12 protein-coding genes are annotated in these 14,589 nt (G+C 47.7%); 9 read left to right on the top strand and 3 right to left on the bottom strand.

Going from position 1 to position 14,589, the window contains the following annotated elements:
* Window positions 1–173: 173 nt before the first annotated feature.
* Window positions 174–1,577 carry a hypothetical protein gene (locus tag HPY65_19050; protein NPU86577.1) on the bottom strand — a complete coding sequence of 468 codons (1,404 nt, stop codon included), beginning with the start codon at window positions 1,575–1,577 and terminating at the stop codon, window positions 174–176.
* Between the two features lie 389 nt (window positions 1,578–1,966).
* Between HPY65_19050 and HPY65_19045 the strand changes: the two genes are divergently transcribed.
* The 5 genes from HPY65_19045 to HPY65_19025 all read left to right on the top strand — a co-directional run bounded on the left by HPY65_19045 (window position 1,967) and on the right by HPY65_19025 (window position 7,767).
* Entirely contained in the window at window positions 1,967–4,093 is a 2,127-nt protein-coding gene (locus HPY65_19045) for a cyclic nucleotide-binding domain-containing protein (GenBank protein NPU86576.1), read from the top strand.
* Between the two features lie 33 nt (window positions 4,094–4,126).
* Window positions 4,127–4,870, top strand: coding sequence for a PEP-CTERM/exosortase system-associated acyltransferase (locus HPY65_19040; protein ID NPU86575.1), 744 nt, complete (start codon window positions 4,127–4,129; stop codon window positions 4,868–4,870).
* A gap of 31 nt (window positions 4,871–4,901) precedes the next feature.
* A complete protein-coding gene (gene argJ / locus HPY65_19035; GenBank protein NPU86574.1) occupies window positions 4,902–6,140 on the top strand; it encodes a bifunctional glutamate N-acetyltransferase/amino-acid acetyltransferase ArgJ in 1,239 nt (412 codons plus the stop codon).
* The gene (argB, locus tag HPY65_19030) at window positions 6,140–6,994 is read left to right on the top strand and encodes an acetylglutamate kinase (protein ID NPU86573.1); all 855 of its coding nucleotides are present in this window, start codon (window positions 6,140–6,142) and stop codon (window positions 6,992–6,994) included. Before argJ ends, argB begins: the two co-directional genes overlap by 1 nt.
* Before the next feature lie 236 nt (window positions 6,995–7,230).
* Window positions 7,231–7,767 (top strand): hypothetical protein, encoded by a 537-nt coding sequence (locus HPY65_19025; GenBank protein ID NPU86572.1) that lies wholly within the window; start codon window positions 7,231–7,233, stop codon window positions 7,765–7,767.
* A 358-nt stretch (window positions 7,768–8,125) separates the two neighbouring features.
* Here HPY65_19025 and HPY65_19020 read toward each other — a convergent pair whose 3' ends face one another.
* On the bottom strand, window positions 8,126–9,292 hold the full coding sequence (locus tag HPY65_19020; GenBank protein ID NPU86571.1) for an MFS transporter: 1,167 nt from the start codon (window positions 9,290–9,292) through the stop codon (window positions 8,126–8,128).
* 93 nt (window positions 9,293–9,385) lie between these two features.
* On the bottom strand, window positions 9,386–9,823 hold the full coding sequence (locus HPY65_19015; protein ID NPU86570.1) for a hypothetical protein: 438 nt from the start codon (window positions 9,821–9,823) through the stop codon (window positions 9,386–9,388).
* A gap of 1,114 nt (window positions 9,824–10,937) precedes the next feature.
* On the opposite strand from HPY65_19015, the gene HPY65_19010 reads away from it, so the two are divergent.
* The 4 genes from HPY65_19010 to HPY65_18995 form a co-directional block, all read left to right on the top strand.
* Window positions 10,938–11,768, top strand: coding sequence for a PEP-CTERM sorting domain-containing protein (locus tag HPY65_19010; GenBank protein NPU86569.1), 831 nt, complete (start codon window positions 10,938–10,940; stop codon window positions 11,766–11,768).
* A 540-nt stretch (window positions 11,769–12,308) separates the two neighbouring features.
* Window positions 12,309–13,928, top strand: a complete 1,620-nt coding sequence (locus HPY65_19005) for an AAA family ATPase (protein NPU86568.1) — start codon at window positions 12,309–12,311, stop codon at window positions 13,926–13,928.
* A gap of 107 nt (window positions 13,929–14,035) precedes the next feature.
* The gene (locus tag HPY65_19000) at window positions 14,036–14,215 is read left to right on the top strand and encodes a DUF2158 domain-containing protein (protein ID NPU86567.1); all 180 of its coding nucleotides are present in this window, start codon (window positions 14,036–14,038) and stop codon (window positions 14,213–14,215) included.
* A gap of 240 nt (window positions 14,216–14,455) precedes the next feature.
* A partial coding sequence (locus tag HPY65_18995) for a transposase (GenBank protein ID NPU86566.1) occupies window positions 14,456–14,589 on the top strand: 134 nt, incomplete at its 3' end.

Genomic DNA, 14,589 nt, shown 5'->3' with positions numbered 1-14,589 from the left:
CTTCGACCGCCTCGGCGTACCCCGGCTCTCATGAACTCAACGACTCGAACCGCCCGGTGCGGACCCGCATGCCGGGTTGTGTGGGAGGGGAACGGTCAGGAATCCTGACCGCCCCTATCCCGATTGGACTGTTAACGATGAGTGATTATTACTGATTCAGCAGGTCAAAAGATTTACAACGTGCCGAGGTATGCAATTTTTCTCTCGAAGTCAATCGGCATCTCTTTGTAATCAGCAAGCTCCACCCGGAGCAAGTCTCCATAATGATTGCCGATCAATGCTTCCGCATCACTCTTGAGTTGCGGTGAAGCGGTGACACCCTGTTTCATCTGGATGCGCAATGGAACCGGCTTCTGCGGGTGCGTGCCCGGAGGAAGCAGGAAATTCCCGGTTACCTTCGATGCAAAGGCGATGTCGCCGTAGATCATCTCTTTCACTCCCTCAACATATATCCTGGTTCCTTCCACAACGATGTGGTCTCCCCGTCCGAAAATGGCAACCATCGGCAGGTTGCTCTTGATGTTCTTCTTCAGATCGTCACCCGGGTAAACGTGCGTTCCCTTGTCGTGGCTGTTGTATCGGATGAGTGGCAGCTTTCTCTTCAGGCTCAGCGGAGTGAACACAAATTCAGGGAAATCGTCCTTTTCGTTCTTGTGTTCCTCGACATATACGACCATCGGGATGTAGTTGAAGAGCATCGGGGTAAACTTGACGTCACCGAAGTATTTCCGTCGCAGCTCCGGCTGGGCATCCATTTTCCTTCTTATCTTGATGGTGTCGATGGATTCCTGGAAGACGCTCAGGCCTATCTCTGATATTCCCATCGAGGAGCCGATGATTACCTCGTCCGTATGGTCGATATCTTTACCAATCAGAGACGCGATATAGGTTCGATATGTCTCCGGGAAACTCTCCTCGCCCACGATGATCCGGACATTCAAGTCAGGCCAGTTGATTCCTTTTTCGATTCCGTATTCGAGAGTGTGTTTCATGAAGGTGTTTTCGCCCACCATGATGATCTGATCGAAATCCTTGCCGAAACTCCTTACCAGAGCAACCGCCATGTCCGGCCGCACGCTGATATCGCCGACTGCCGTTCGTTCGCTTGGTACTTTCACACCCATGGGAAGGCAATTGATCAGAAGCGTTCTGCGTTTCGAGATTTGGAAACGCTGGTCCAGATAGAGATCCAGGATGTTTCTGCCTGACTTGTCCTCCTCTTTCGAAATGAGTCCATAGGAAAATCGCCCAGAATAGCCCGAACTGGACAGGATTGCTACAACATCATCATAATTTCCATCAACACAGAGATTCGATATCCGGTCCTCGTATTTGATAAAGGTTTCGAATTTGTCAATAATGGGTACAAGTTTCTTAAATGCGTCGACAGATGTAATGCTTGACGGGTCGATCCCTTTTTCTTTCAGTAATTTGGTGTATGCAGGGGTGGCCGATGCGTACTTGTGAAAAACTTTCAGCAGGTATTTCTCCTGATCCTGTTTGTGATACGCACTTGATTTGTTTAAGTAGTTCTGAAGAAAATGCTTCTGGACCTTGAAGGTGAAATCATCAAACATATTAAGTACCTCCATTGTTATGTATTATTCAAACAAAACTAATATGGGTTGAATTGAGGCATTTTAGTGAAAAAGGCGAACTATACTCCGCTCTCATTATGTTATTAACCAGACAACGGGTAAGTTCTGGACGGGATAAAAGAATTTCCAGATACCTATTAAGGCTAAAGGAAGAGACTCCCTGTTGTCAAGATGAAAATTCCATATTTTTTTTCATCTTGACAAAATAACTAGTTGTCTTTATTAAATTGTCATTCCCAAATGGTTGATGGAGACCGTAACAACCCATTTCACGCATTGCCTTCCCACAGCATAAATGGAGGCGGGGAAAAACTCAAATAGGCGTCTTCTGTTCGCACCGGGTTATCTTCCTGATCGTTGGAGGTCTCATGTCGGGTTATCTAGACGTTCTCCGTAAAGTCGAACTGCTGGAGGACCTTGACGATGCCTCGCTGGCCGAAATTGCTGCCAGTGGTGAAGAGGTCGTTGTGCCACGGGACAATTTAATCTGTCGCAGTGGCGACATAGGGACTCACTTCTATATTGTATTGGAAGGACGAGTAAGCGTCTTCATTACTACCAATCGGCGTACAAACCAGGCTTCCGACCGCCGAACCCGTTCATCCGGTAATCGGGAAAACAAAGACCGCCGGACAAACAAAGCCGTCGCCGTTGACCGTGCCAGCCGGCCCATGATCCTGCTCAAGACACACGCCCCTGGTGGTTTCTTCGGAGAGATGAGCCTGCTGACCGGAGACCCGATCTCGGCTGATGTCATGGCAATCGAGGACACACGCCTTCTCCGGCTTTCGAAGCAAGTATTCGAAGCAACATTCACGAAAAATCCATCCGTACTGCTTCGCCTCAATCGAATCCTGGCTCGATACATCTCAAGTACCAACGTCATGGTGAGCAACCCGCGATCGGCCAGGCTCAATGTGATTCATCGCATCGGTGAAGACCTTCGTGACTGCTCTATCTCGCTTTATTTGGCTGCATCCGTTGTGAAGCAGGCAAACAGGCGAGTGGTCCTGGTAGACTGCGAGTCGACTTTTGAAGCACCGCTCCACCGCGTTGCCCCCAGGAGTGAGCAGGAGGCCCTGGGGGTTTTTGAACACCGTCGAGTCTTTTCGACATTAAGCGACTTTCAGGCCCATTGCATCATTCTGGGAGAGCATTTCCATGTTCTCACATTTCCAGAACCTTTGAGCCGAACGCCCGGCATTGCGTGGTCACGACTTCGAGACTTGCTTGCGGTTATCTGCCGTCTTTACGATGTTGTCATCGTCGATACAGGCTTCATATTCGACACGCGGGCGTCAGAAGTTCTGAACATGGCAGAGAAGATCTACCTGCTGGCAAACAACGTGAAAGACCATGCGGCTGTTGCAGAGATTGTTAAAGAACTGAATATAAGCCCCTCTCAAGCAGCCAAACGTCTGCGCATAGGCCTTGTCGGGGACTTCGATTTCTATCGTCCGGGTTCCATCCTCAAGCCTTTGGTCGATGCCACGGGCATCAAGAACGTCTTCTTGCTTGCCTCAAACGAGGTAACGGATTTTCAAATGTCACAGGACTTGATGCCCGTCATGGATCAAGACAGCCAGACGGGAAGGCGTATTGCCAGCCTGGCTCGCGAACTCGCAGGATGCCGCGTTGGTATTGCCTTGGGGGCCGGTGGAGCGAAGGGTTTTGCCCATATCGGCGTATGGCGCGTGATGGAGCATCTCAGGATTCCAGTCGATGCAATCGTTGGCTGCTCGATGGGAGCCATCATGGGAGCTGCCTTTGCAATGGGTAAGAACAGCCATGAGACCGAGCAGTTGATGCGTCGCATCTGGACATCGAAAGGCGCCTTCTTCGACTGGGAGGTCCCCCCATGGACGAACATCGTCAAGGGCCGCAAGGTCGACCACATGAATCAGGAAGCCTATCAAGAAACAACCATTCTGGATTGTATCATTCCATATGCATCACTGGCATTTGATCTGATCTCGGGCCAGGAGATCGTGATCGACGAGGGGACACTCAAAAACGCGGTTCGGGCCTCGGGTTCGATGCCGATCATCATGCGTCCGGTAAAGTGGAAGAACTATTACCTGATAGATGGCGGCGTGACGAACAAAGTGCCCGTCGACGTGCTTGCCAACATGGGGACAGACTTCAACATCGCCGTAAACGTTGCTCCTGAGATCGACCCTTCATTCTACAATCCCAAGAAACGGAATGCACAAGGTCTTAAGGGTGAGAAAAGGAAGCTGCTCAGCAAAAGCTTACGCGAAATGTACCAGGAGCCCAGCCTGTTTCAGATCACTTCTCGCTGGTACTCAACCTCCTCGACAAAGATCACCGAGGCGCATCTTCACCTCGCTCATGTCGTCATGAGGCCACATACAGAGGGCATTGGCATGCTCGAGTGGCTCAAGTTCGATGAGGCAATAAAAGAAGGAGAACTATGCGCACAGAAGCATGCAGAGGAAATCAAAGCGAAATATTCCGCACTGTGCGGCCATTGAATGTGAATGAATCTTTAGGGAGGGAATGAAATCATGGAATTCAAATTCAAAAAAGTAGATTCGGAGGAGCTTTTAAAGGAAATTTTCCGGGTGCGTTATGAAGTATACTGTGAAGAATGTGGATATCTTCCCACATCAGATTATCCCGATGGTCTGGAAATTGATGAGTTCGATGAGAATTCCATCCATTTTGCCGCCTTTGCCGATGATAGAGTGATCGGTACCTCACGGCTGGTAATGAACTCGAAAAATGGTTTTCCCATGAATGAGCATTGCCATCAGATTGATATCGACAATTCCACACTTGCAACAGATAGTGTGGTAGAAGTATCCCGACTCGCCTTGAGGAAGTCTTTCCGAAGACGTAAAGAAGATGGTATTTACGCAGTCGAGTCGTACTTGACGAAATCCCAAGGCGGTATTCTGGCGGAGAATCCCGAGGAGAGGACTGAGCAGGATCGGAAGCGCCAACAGCCGGTCGTTATCCTCGGATTATACAAGGCGATGTATCATGAAACGAGACGGATCAACTTTTCCCATTGGCTGGCGGCCATGGAAAAGAAACTCTGGTATGCTCTCAAGACATTTCATTTCACCTTTCAGGAAATCGGCCCGCAGGTCGATTACTACGGTCCCGTGACACCCTATTTGGGTTTCATCGAGAAACTGGAAAAAGAGGTGAATGACAACTCTCCCGAACTCTGGTCGTTTCTTCTGGATGGCTTGGATGAGAAATACTGGCCAGAATTTATGCGCTCAGCAGCGCAAAAAAGATAGTCTGTCCACTAGAAGGCAAAAAGAGGTCATCATGAGCCGTGGAGTAACTTCTCCGAAAGGGTTCTTGGCGAACGGTATTAGTGCCGGCATAAAAATGTCAGGTAAACTGGACTTGGGACTTCTCTATTCCGAGGCGCCAGCCGTGGCTGCCGGGGTGTTTACAACCAACATTTTCAAGGCATCCCCTGTAAAGCTTAGCGTAGCTAACTTAGGGAACGAGACACACAAGGCTATCGTGGTGAACAGCGGCAATGCAAACTGCGCCAATGGTCTCCAGGGGGATGCCGATGCACTTTCGATGGCCAGGTATATAGCCAAAGGCATGGCATTCGGCGAGAGCGAGGTTCTGGTTGCTTCCACCGGGATTATTGGACATCGGCTTCCGCTGAAGAATATAAAGAAAAAGGTGCCTGAGTTGATATCGGGCCTGTCGGAGAAGGGCGGAGGCGACTTTGCCAGGGCGATCTTAACCACGGATACGGTGAAGAAAGAGGGCGCCGTCAAGGTAGAGATTGGTGGCCAGATTGTTCGAATCGGCGGAGCGGCCAAAGGTATCGCGATGATACACCCGCAAATGGAGAAGGATGGCAAGTCTCCAGGGATCTCGGCTGGAAGGCATGCAACGTTGCTCGGCTTTATTACTACAGACGTATTTATTTCCAAGACGATGCTAGAGAAGGCGCTTTCTGATGCGGCAAACGCATCCTTCAATATGATATCGACCGACGGGGACATGTCCACGAACGATTCGCTCTTCATTATGGCAAACGGCCTGGCGGAGAATGAAAAGATCACAGTAGCTGGCAAAGACTACGATACTTTCCTGAAAGCACTCAAGGGCTTGTGCATGTACTTGGCGAAAATGCTCGTTGCCGATGGCGAAGGCGCGACGAAACTTCTCGAGATTAGCGTTGTGGGTGCCAAGACCGATGAAAGCGCGAGGATTGTTGCAAGGAAGATATCGGCATCGAATCTTCTCAAATGCGCAATGTTCAGGGAAGACCCGAACTGGGGCCGGGTGGCAGCCGCGGTCGGGGCGGCAGGAGTGGATTTCGATCCGGATCGGACGGATATATATTTAGGCCCGGCGAAGGTCCTCTCTGCCGGCTCGAGTCTGGAAACATTCGACAAAATGGAGGTGAAAAAGTATCTCCAGAGCAAGGATGTATTGATCAAGGTAGATCTGAAAAACGGAAATGGGTCCGCCACCGCTTGGACCTGTGACTTTTCGAATGAATACGTAACCATCAATACGGAAACTTCGCCATAATGAAAGAAGCGATCAGGAAAAGTAGTGTATTGATAGAGGCACTTCCGTACATCAAGAAATTCTACGGAAAGACCATCGTGATTAAGTATGGCGGGGCTGCGGTTGACGAAAAAGGCATCGACAGAGGAATACTCGAGGACGTCATGTTCATGAACTACGCCGGGATGCACCCGGTTGTCGTTCACGGTGGAGGTGCGTTCATCTCCAAGATGATGAAAAAAGCCGGCTTGGAACCGAAATTCATCGACGGCCGGCGCTATACTGACCATAATGCCATCCGGATCATCGACAAGGCCCTCCGCGTAATAAACAAGAGGATCGTGGCCGAACTAAAAGGAATGGGTGCGCGGGCTTTCGGTTTGAGCGGCGCGGAGAACGAACTCATAAAGGTTAAGAAGCTTACTTCCAAAGATGACCTTGGGTTTGTGGGCGAGGTAACATCAGTCGATACGACAGTGGTCAAAAGGCTTTTAAGCGACAATTTGGTGCCTGTAATATATCCGCTTGGGCATGGCCGTGAGGGAGAACTTTACAATGTGAATGCGGATGACGTGGCAAGCGCGATAGCGGCCAAACTCAAGGCCGAAAAGTTTGTTCTGCTCACGAACGTGATGGGGATCATGAAGGACAAGAAAGATCCGAAGACACTTTATGAGACTTTGAAGTCCTCAGACGTCAAGCGTCTTATAGAAGATAATGTAATTGATTCTGGGATGATACCAAAAGCAGAAGCATGCGTCAGGGCCTTAAAGGGTGGTGTAAAGAAGGCCCATATACTCGATGCCAGTATCATGCATGCGATGCTACTCGAAATATTCACGGACACGGGGATCGGAACGGAGATTGTGAAGTGAGGCGGTCCCGGTATTGATTGGTAAAGGGTCAGGCTCACACTATTTCCCCTGTGCACGTTATTTCCAAAACGAGTAGCCCGGAAGTTGGCATAGTCGGTACTATTTGTTCAGAAGATTGAAAGCAAAAGAGAAATCGCCATCTTTCACCTGATCAATACTAATCTTTTCAACACACCGCAGTTCCAAGAGGCAATTTCTTTCCAGTTTTGCCTGATTTATGTATCACGGAGGATAAGATGAAAAGGTTAATTGTCGCTACTTTCGTGATTTTCTCTGTGCTTATGGATATCCCCGTATTTGCTTTTTCGTTTAGAGGACTTACTCTTGATACGCCAATAGATAAACAAATGAAGATATGCGAACAAGAAAGCAAGGAGTTATGTTATTTAAAGCTTGACAATGATGAATATAAAATACTGAATTTACCAGAATTGAGTATAAAGACAGAAACGGTAATATATGTCTATGGTGATGATAATAAGATCGGGTTAATAAAGGTAACTTTTAATGGAAAAGATGCAGACAAATTTTTCTCTCTGCTCTTAGATAAATATGGTCCTCCAAAGACAGTACGGGGAAAGATTCCAAAAAGAATAATTCTCAATCGAAAAACTGGAAAAAAAATAGTCATTCAGAGCCCAACATGGTCTTTAGATGATTGTTACATGGTCCTCAATGATATTGATGAAATGAATTTGGATAATGGCAAGCTAATAATTGGATCAAAAAAAATCATAAAAGTGATCCACAAAAAAAAGCTAAATACGGTGTAAGGAGATAAAGATAAAGAGTCTTAGCTAGTTGAGGGGTTTTCCCCGGGTGGTTTCAGGATGATTTGGCAGAGATCACACCCAATTTCTGCAGATGCTAGGGATCTGCTCCGGCGCAAATCGCTTCCGACTCATCCTGACCTCCTTCTGGTCTAGCTTTATGCCGCTATCCTAACATAAAACTGGACCGGTTTTTGGTGGACAGTATGATGCAACATATGAACTATGAACTACAAGCTTTGCATAATGCTGCCGTTCCCGAACTCGCAACCATGTTGTTCCTTGGTCTTGGTCAAGGAAGGCCTTCCCCATAGCTCTGAATTTCTAATTTTACTCTTCAATAGAACGTTGCGTTAACCTATTATCTATTTGTGGTTGCTTCTCTGACAGAAAAGAAAATCCATGCAGTTCCAATGAGGAGGGCAGTTGCAAAAACATAGAAAGCTGCCTTTAGGCCGAGAAGACTCGACAGGTTTCCTCCCGCCACCGGGCCGATCAGATACCCCAAAGAAAAAGCCAGGTTCCAGATGGCATAGGCACTTCCTCGCTGTCCCTTACTGCTCTCTTCACCAACGATGAACATCGACGCCAGAAAGAGCATGCCGCTGAATACTCCAAGGAAAGACATGATCACTGAGACACTCAAGAACCCAGTTACTTGGATGACCAAGGCCATGCCAATGGCAAGGCCCAGGCTTCCCATATAGATCGGACCATAGCCCCCCTTTCGGTCGATCCAGCGGCTGATGAACGGTTGGGAGGCCACATAGAGTACGGAAAAGATCCCGAAAAGGAGTCCTATGTATAGCTTCACATATCCAAGGCGGTCGAGGTAGAGAGGCAGGAGAAGCTCCATGATACCGAAACAGGAACACGAAAAGAAGATCGCAAGGCAAGCAATAAGGATACCCTTCTTTTTAAACATCCGAAGCAAGCCCTGCTTTTTTTCAGGAGAACCTGTCCCTTGACGGGTCAGGAAAAAAGATGCTGTGAGCCCCAGGAAAAAGGCTAGTGCTGCATTGATGATGAACGGGGTTTCAAGCGAGCCGATACCACCCAAGAGGGGCCCCACGATGACACCGACGCCGGAAGCTATAGTCACAATGCTCATCTCTTGGCTACTCACTCCTCCATCGTCAGACGCTCCGGCAACCAGAGGTTGCGTGGCAACCCACGCTGATGCCGAGGCGAATCCCTGAAGGGCCCTGGCTATGATGAGCATCCAAATACTCGTGCTAAATGCCATCATAAGGCTTGCAAGACAAAGAACATATAACGAGATTGAGATGATGAGATAATTCTTGCCGATCCGGTCCACCAGAAGGCCAAGGGGGAGGATCGATAGGGTAAAGGCTATCGGATAGCCTGCAAAAGCGTAGCCCATCTGTGAATCGCTGGCTGATAAGGCTTTTGCAAAAAGGGGAATGCTTGGTGAAATGATTCCATAGCCCACCATGTCGGTGAAGATCACTCCAAAGCAGATTGGAAAGAGCACCCATCGCGATTCTCTGAAGGAAATTTTCTGCATTTTACTCCTCCCTGAAAGGCTGGCTAGTTTTAACAACTCATTGATTTATTTCTTCTGAGTAACTTAATACCAACTACCTTTATTCGTTGATGTTTATGATTGCATTGTGACAGCTTGCATGGAGATCAGTTCGAAGGCCAGCGAATGTGCTTTTCGTTTCAGGTTTTGGATCACCCGTGTCCGGTGTCGTTGCTCGTAATAATCTTGGCCGATATCGACGTACGAGATCCCATGCTTTCGCATCAGATAAATCCACCGTGCCATCTTGTGAGCGGTCGCCTGGATCGCCTTGGGTGCTCCCAGGCGGGCTCTATGCCGTCTCAGGACCGTCCCGCTGTCGCGCGTCTCCCCATCGAGAAGCGCCTTTGATCCGCTGTAAACTCCCGCATCGCCTGCTCGTTGGCTCCCTCCGGAACCGCCACGAAGTGGCTCCAGGAACCAATGTCGATACCCGCCGCACAAACGTTGATATGCTGCAGATGCCGGGGAAGTTTCTTGACACCTTTTCTTGAACGACTTCTTCTGCTTCATGAATCCGACCCCCTAGCGCTGATTTTGGCAAGGCCGGAAAGGAGGACTGTCGAATACAGTTCTCTTCTGAGCGGGATAGCAAAAGCTTCACCAATGATCCATTCGCCAGTCCCCGGACCACGCGAATTGCCGACCATAATGCACCAGTGAAAATGCGGCCTCCTCTTTCCGGGTGCCGCCGGCATGCTAAACAATGATATGACAAAGAGCAAGTTACTCTCTGATCAAACGCCCCAGGAGCAGGGGCCGCTAATGGTAAAAAATTGAGTTTAAAGGAGGGCAAGTGTCATCACGACAGGTGAAAAAATATTTTTTGCGCAAGTATATATAAAAACGAATCACGTGTGTTAATTGAAATAAAAAAAGCAGTCAATTATGGGTCTGGGACAGAAATGAGAAACAGTGGCTAAGTATACTGTAAGACAGATATTCTCGGAACCGATCCCAGGCAGTTCAGTTTTTCGATCTGTGTTGAATTGTATTCAGCATGTTCAGTAGCTCTTCGTTTATAAAAAATATGCAACTCAGATAAAGGATCCGTGACCCTCACTTGGCAGGTGCATCTGATTTAAATACAGATTTATAGAAATATGATACTCTGTGACTCCTTGCGAAAAAGATTCGGGACAGAGATTTTCCCGCACTCCAAGCCCGTTATGCGATGGGGAATGGGAACTCCTGAAGATCAAGGCATCTGACATTTCTGCGAGGGTCACAATCATGCAGGAACTGAAATCGGGCAATCGGGTCATAATGGCCTATAAAAACGTAAACATATAAAGATATCTCTTAGCACACTGCAGGGAGATGAAATAATGTACATTTCGAAGCGGGAGGGGTGATGGATATTTTATCAACGCGCTATATATAGCAAAAATCGATTCTAATTACGGAAAATTAGGACGATAGAATAATTGTCTCCCATTATTGTGGTGTCGGTTCTTCTTACACTGCTAACGGGGAATAGACAAAACTAATAATTCGTATTTAGAATAATCGTTACTAATCAAGCAGTTGAGCCGGCGTGCGGAATATGGCATGATACATGCACGCTAGATTGCACACGGGGCTTGATGCTGAAGGCTCGGTACCTTCAAAAAGAGAGGAGATTTTTATGATGAGGACATATGCAAAATTATTGGCTGTTGTGGTCGTGGCAGTCTTCGCTTTCGCAGGTTCGCCGGTGCAGGCTGTAACAGTGAGTTTCGATTACCAGGTTCCGACAGACAACTCGGGAAAGACGAGCCCTGTCGGTGTAAATAATGCCAATGTTGCGCTACCCGGATACTTCATCGAGACCTTCGATAAGCCAGGAAGCGCGGGAGAAACAATTGTGCTTCCCGGAGGTAATATCTACGTTAATGCCGGCGGTGGCTTCAATTCGCTGAACCCTTACACTGATCTGTCTATAATGTACGGCAGTGTCGGAATTCGAAAAGATTCTGTTACTGGTGTTGCTGCCACGCCAGCCGGTGACACGACATTTTATGCTTATGCCCCAGGTACAGACTACCCCGATGGCAACACCGCGGCGGTTCGCGTTTTGTATGAAGATTTTATGCAGACTTACGGTGTAAAAATCTCTTATCTTGGCCTTTACTATGGTTCAATTGACACCTACAATGAGATAGCTTTCTATAGCGGCGACTCCCCCTTTATTGGTGATGGCATCCTGTCGGATGGAGTGATAACGGGCACGGAGCTTCTAAATGTCTTCGGTGGCTATAGTGGTAATCAATTCCAAGATGGGTCAAACATGTACGTCAATCTCTTCTTTGATGCGGATGAATTGTTTACGGCTTTCGAGTTCAGGACGAGCGCGGTTGCATTTGAAATGGACAATGTAGTGACCGGTTTTGCTGCCGTTCCTGAACCCACCACCATACTGCTGCTCGGCCTTGGGCTGGTTGGGTTGGCAGGAGCCAGAAGGAAGCTTGAGAAATAGCAAAGCCGCTTTATTCGTGTGATTAGAAAAATGGCAGGATCATCAAATGATCCTGCCATTTTTCTATTGCGCCATTCATCCAGTAATGCTTAAATCACATCCACGCCAAATTACATTTAGTAATAGGTGTAAATGACGAGAAGACCTTCTCGATTAATAAGAAAGACGGAAATGAAGAGTCCATTTCATGTGAGGTAGCTTCTACTGATTTTAAAGACTTGCTTTGTATCCCTCGGTAATCTTTAGCCATGACAAGGTTCCTGCCACTCATGCGAGGTCTATGGTCATCATTACTGTGACCGAGATTTGCTTGACGCACACGATCATTATCCCTATACTCCCTTCTTATAAAAGCAATTATTATCAATAAAGAAACAAGTTCTTATCAATAGATGAATTGGATCCGGGAAGAACAGTCTTTGACTTCCATATATGAAAGATTCGATGATCAAAATCCTACCGAAACGAATTGGTAAGAACCGGTTCCTAACTGATTTGCGAACTCAATGATGCGACGACATGATACTTGCGAGGCGATAAATGTATAATGAATTTTATGGATTTTCTAAGAATCCTTTTGATGTCGCACCAGATCCGGAATTTCTCTATTTGACATCAAGCCACCGGAAAGCTCTCGATGCGATGATGAAGGGCATAGAAACGCGGCAAGGTTTCATCAGCATTATTGGGGAAGTTGGCACAGGCAAGACGACGCTTATTCACACTCTCTTGAAGAGCCTCAATAAGAGTGTGAAAACAGCCTTCATTTACAATACATTCATTACCTTTGAAGAGTTACTGGAAAGTATCCTCCATGAGATCTGTCTTGATATTTCCGGGAAGGATAAAAAGGCCCTTCAGAGCCAGCTTGTTGAATATCTGTCGAATTTAGGTGACGATGAGACGATGGCGGTGATCATTGATGAGGCACAGCATCTTGCAACGGAAACACTGCAGGAACTGGGGAAATTACCCAATCTGGAACCCTTGGCATCGGGACGACTTCAGATTGTATTCGTGGGACAACCGGAGTTTGAAGATATTCTCAATACGCCAAGTCTGAAAAGCCTCAAAACAAACATAGTGATCAAGAGAGAGATTAAGCCCCTAACCGTCGAAGAGTCGATAGATTACATTGAGCATCGCCTTAAGCTCGTCAGTAGCTGCACCTTGGACGTATTCACCTTCCAAGCAGTCTCTGCGATTACGACCTATGCGAAAGGTATTCCCCGCCTTATCAATATCGTGTGCGACAATGCCTTACTGAGCGGCTTCACCAAATCCAAGAAAAAGATAGATGCGAAGCTCGTTCACGAAGTCATAAAGAATCTGGAAGGTCCGTCACACAGGCAATTCAAGTCCGCAAGCATCTTCAGGCTCCCTAAAAGATCCCATCAAATCCAGCGTGAAAGGATTCTTACACCATGGCACATCGCAGTTATCCTCCTGCTCATGCTCAGTGTGGGAGGAATTGTTTTCGCTGCGTATGGATTCCTTCAGCACTGGCCTTTCGACCGGCAGAACATCGTATCCATCTGGACTTCTCTATTCCACACCGAACGACCTCTTGTACCAGCTTCTCAAACAGCAACAAAGAAGACTTCCATAGTCAGTGAGCAACATCCGCCTATGGAGACAAGGACGCGGCTCTTTCAATCCTCCCCGTCCGCTCTGCCACAGGCCGTAACTGCGCAGCGCATAAGCGAGATAGTGCGAGCGACAGATGACGTCATCGTGAAAAAAGGACAGAGTATTACACTCTTGGCGGAAAAGCACTACGGAATGTCAAACATGACTATTGCGGACCTAATATTGGATTCAAACCCCGAGATTACCGATGCTAATATCATTACGGTCAACCAGAGAATCAGAATGCCTAAAATATCAGAAGGATGTCTGATCGTTTCGTCCTCCATGCAAACGTATAAAATCAATGTTGGCACATTCTCGAGCCCTAATTTTGCGAAGCTTTACAGGGACGAGCCGTCATTGAGAGGAAAAAAGGTGGAGGTTATCGCCAAAAAGGCGACCCGGAAGGATACATGGTATCGAATTGTCGTCGGGAAATATAACAGTACGAGCGAGGTTCTGAAAGAGATATCCGTCCTCAAGGAGAAAAATTTACTGCCGCTTTTCGGTGCAAATCCTAAACCGAAGTGACTTCCCATATTATCTGATTGAATGCTGCCGGCAGACTTGTCAGGTGATCTGGTTTCTTTGGACAGGAGACAGAGTTTTTCAAGAGAGCGGATGAAAGGAGGGTACTCATGGATAGTGAATTCAAGATCGGTGATGTCGTTCGGCTGAAGTCTGGCGGACCAAAGATGACGGTCACAGCTGTTCATGATAACTTTGTAACCGCCGCATGGTTCGCGTGGAGCAAGAAGGGAGAGGGTGATTTCCCGTTTGATGCTATTTTCATCTGCAAAGAAGAGGAGAAGTCCTGAGCATGGCTTTCACTCCCGGCCAAGTCGCATGACTTGCCGGGGGTGTAGGTAATGTCTGTGTAAATGGCGAGGGCTAGGATAAGACGCCCATTACACAGGAGCATTACCCATGGCCATCAAGGAAAAGATTTTTGAGGAGCTTCTGTGAAGTAGCCCCCAATTCGACCGGACACTCTCAGACTGGAAATAGGTCATAGTGCAAGATATAGTGTTTGCACTCAAACCAGGGAGAGATTGTCCATGTTACCGGTCGAAGTGATTACGAGTGTGCAGCGCCGGCGGCGATGGAGCGCGGAACAGAAGAAGGCGATGGTGCTCGAAGCGGAGCAGCTGGGGATGAGTGTTTCCATCGTGGCGCGCAAATACGAAGTGCA

It is taken from the genome of Syntrophaceae bacterium (genome assembly GCA_013177825.1).
In the GTDB taxonomy this organism is placed as follows: Bacteria; Desulfobacterota; Syntrophia; order Syntrophales; family PHBD01; genus PHBD01.
Note: the sequence above shows the minus strand (reverse complement) of the source record. Positions and strands in the feature narration are given on the sequence as shown.

Excerpts from the sequence above, each read along its gene's own strand:
- HPY65_19050 (NPU86577.1), bottom strand. The coding sequence starts at position 1,577 with ATGTTTGATGATTTCACCTTCAAGGTCCAGAAGCATTTTCTTCAGAAC.
- argJ (NPU86574.1), top strand. The coding sequence starts at position 4,902 with ATGAGCCGTGGAGTAACTTCTCCGAAAGGGTTCTTGGCGAACGGTATT.
- argB (NPU86573.1), top strand. The coding sequence starts at position 6,140 with ATGAAAGAAGCGATCAGGAAAAGTAGTGTATTGATAGAGGCACTTCCG.
- HPY65_19025 (NPU86572.1), top strand. The coding sequence starts at position 7,231 with ATGAAAAGGTTAATTGTCGCTACTTTCGTGATTTTCTCTGTGCTTATG.
- HPY65_19010 (NPU86569.1), top strand. The coding sequence starts at position 10,938 with ATGATGAGGACATATGCAAAATTATTGGCTGTTGTGGTCGTGGCAGTC.
- HPY65_19005 (NPU86568.1), top strand. The coding sequence starts at position 12,309 with ATGTATAATGAATTTTATGGATTTTCTAAGAATCCTTTTGATGTCGCA.
- HPY65_19045 (NPU86576.1), top strand. The coding sequence starts at position 1,967 with ATGTCGGGTTATCTAGACGTTCTCCGTAAAGTCGAACTGCTGGAGGAC.
- HPY65_19000 (NPU86567.1), top strand. The coding sequence starts at position 14,036 with ATGGATAGTGAATTCAAGATCGGTGATGTCGTTCGGCTGAAGTCTGGC.
- HPY65_19040 (NPU86575.1), top strand. The coding sequence starts at position 4,127 with ATGGAATTCAAATTCAAAAAAGTAGATTCGGAGGAGCTTTTAAAGGAA.
- HPY65_19020 (NPU86571.1), bottom strand. The coding sequence starts at position 9,292 with ATGCAGAAAATTTCCTTCAGAGAATCGCGATGGGTGCTCTTTCCAATC.
- HPY65_19015 (NPU86570.1), bottom strand. The coding sequence starts at position 9,823 with ATGAAGCAGAAGAAGTCGTTCAAGAAAAGGTGTCAAGAAACTTCCCCG.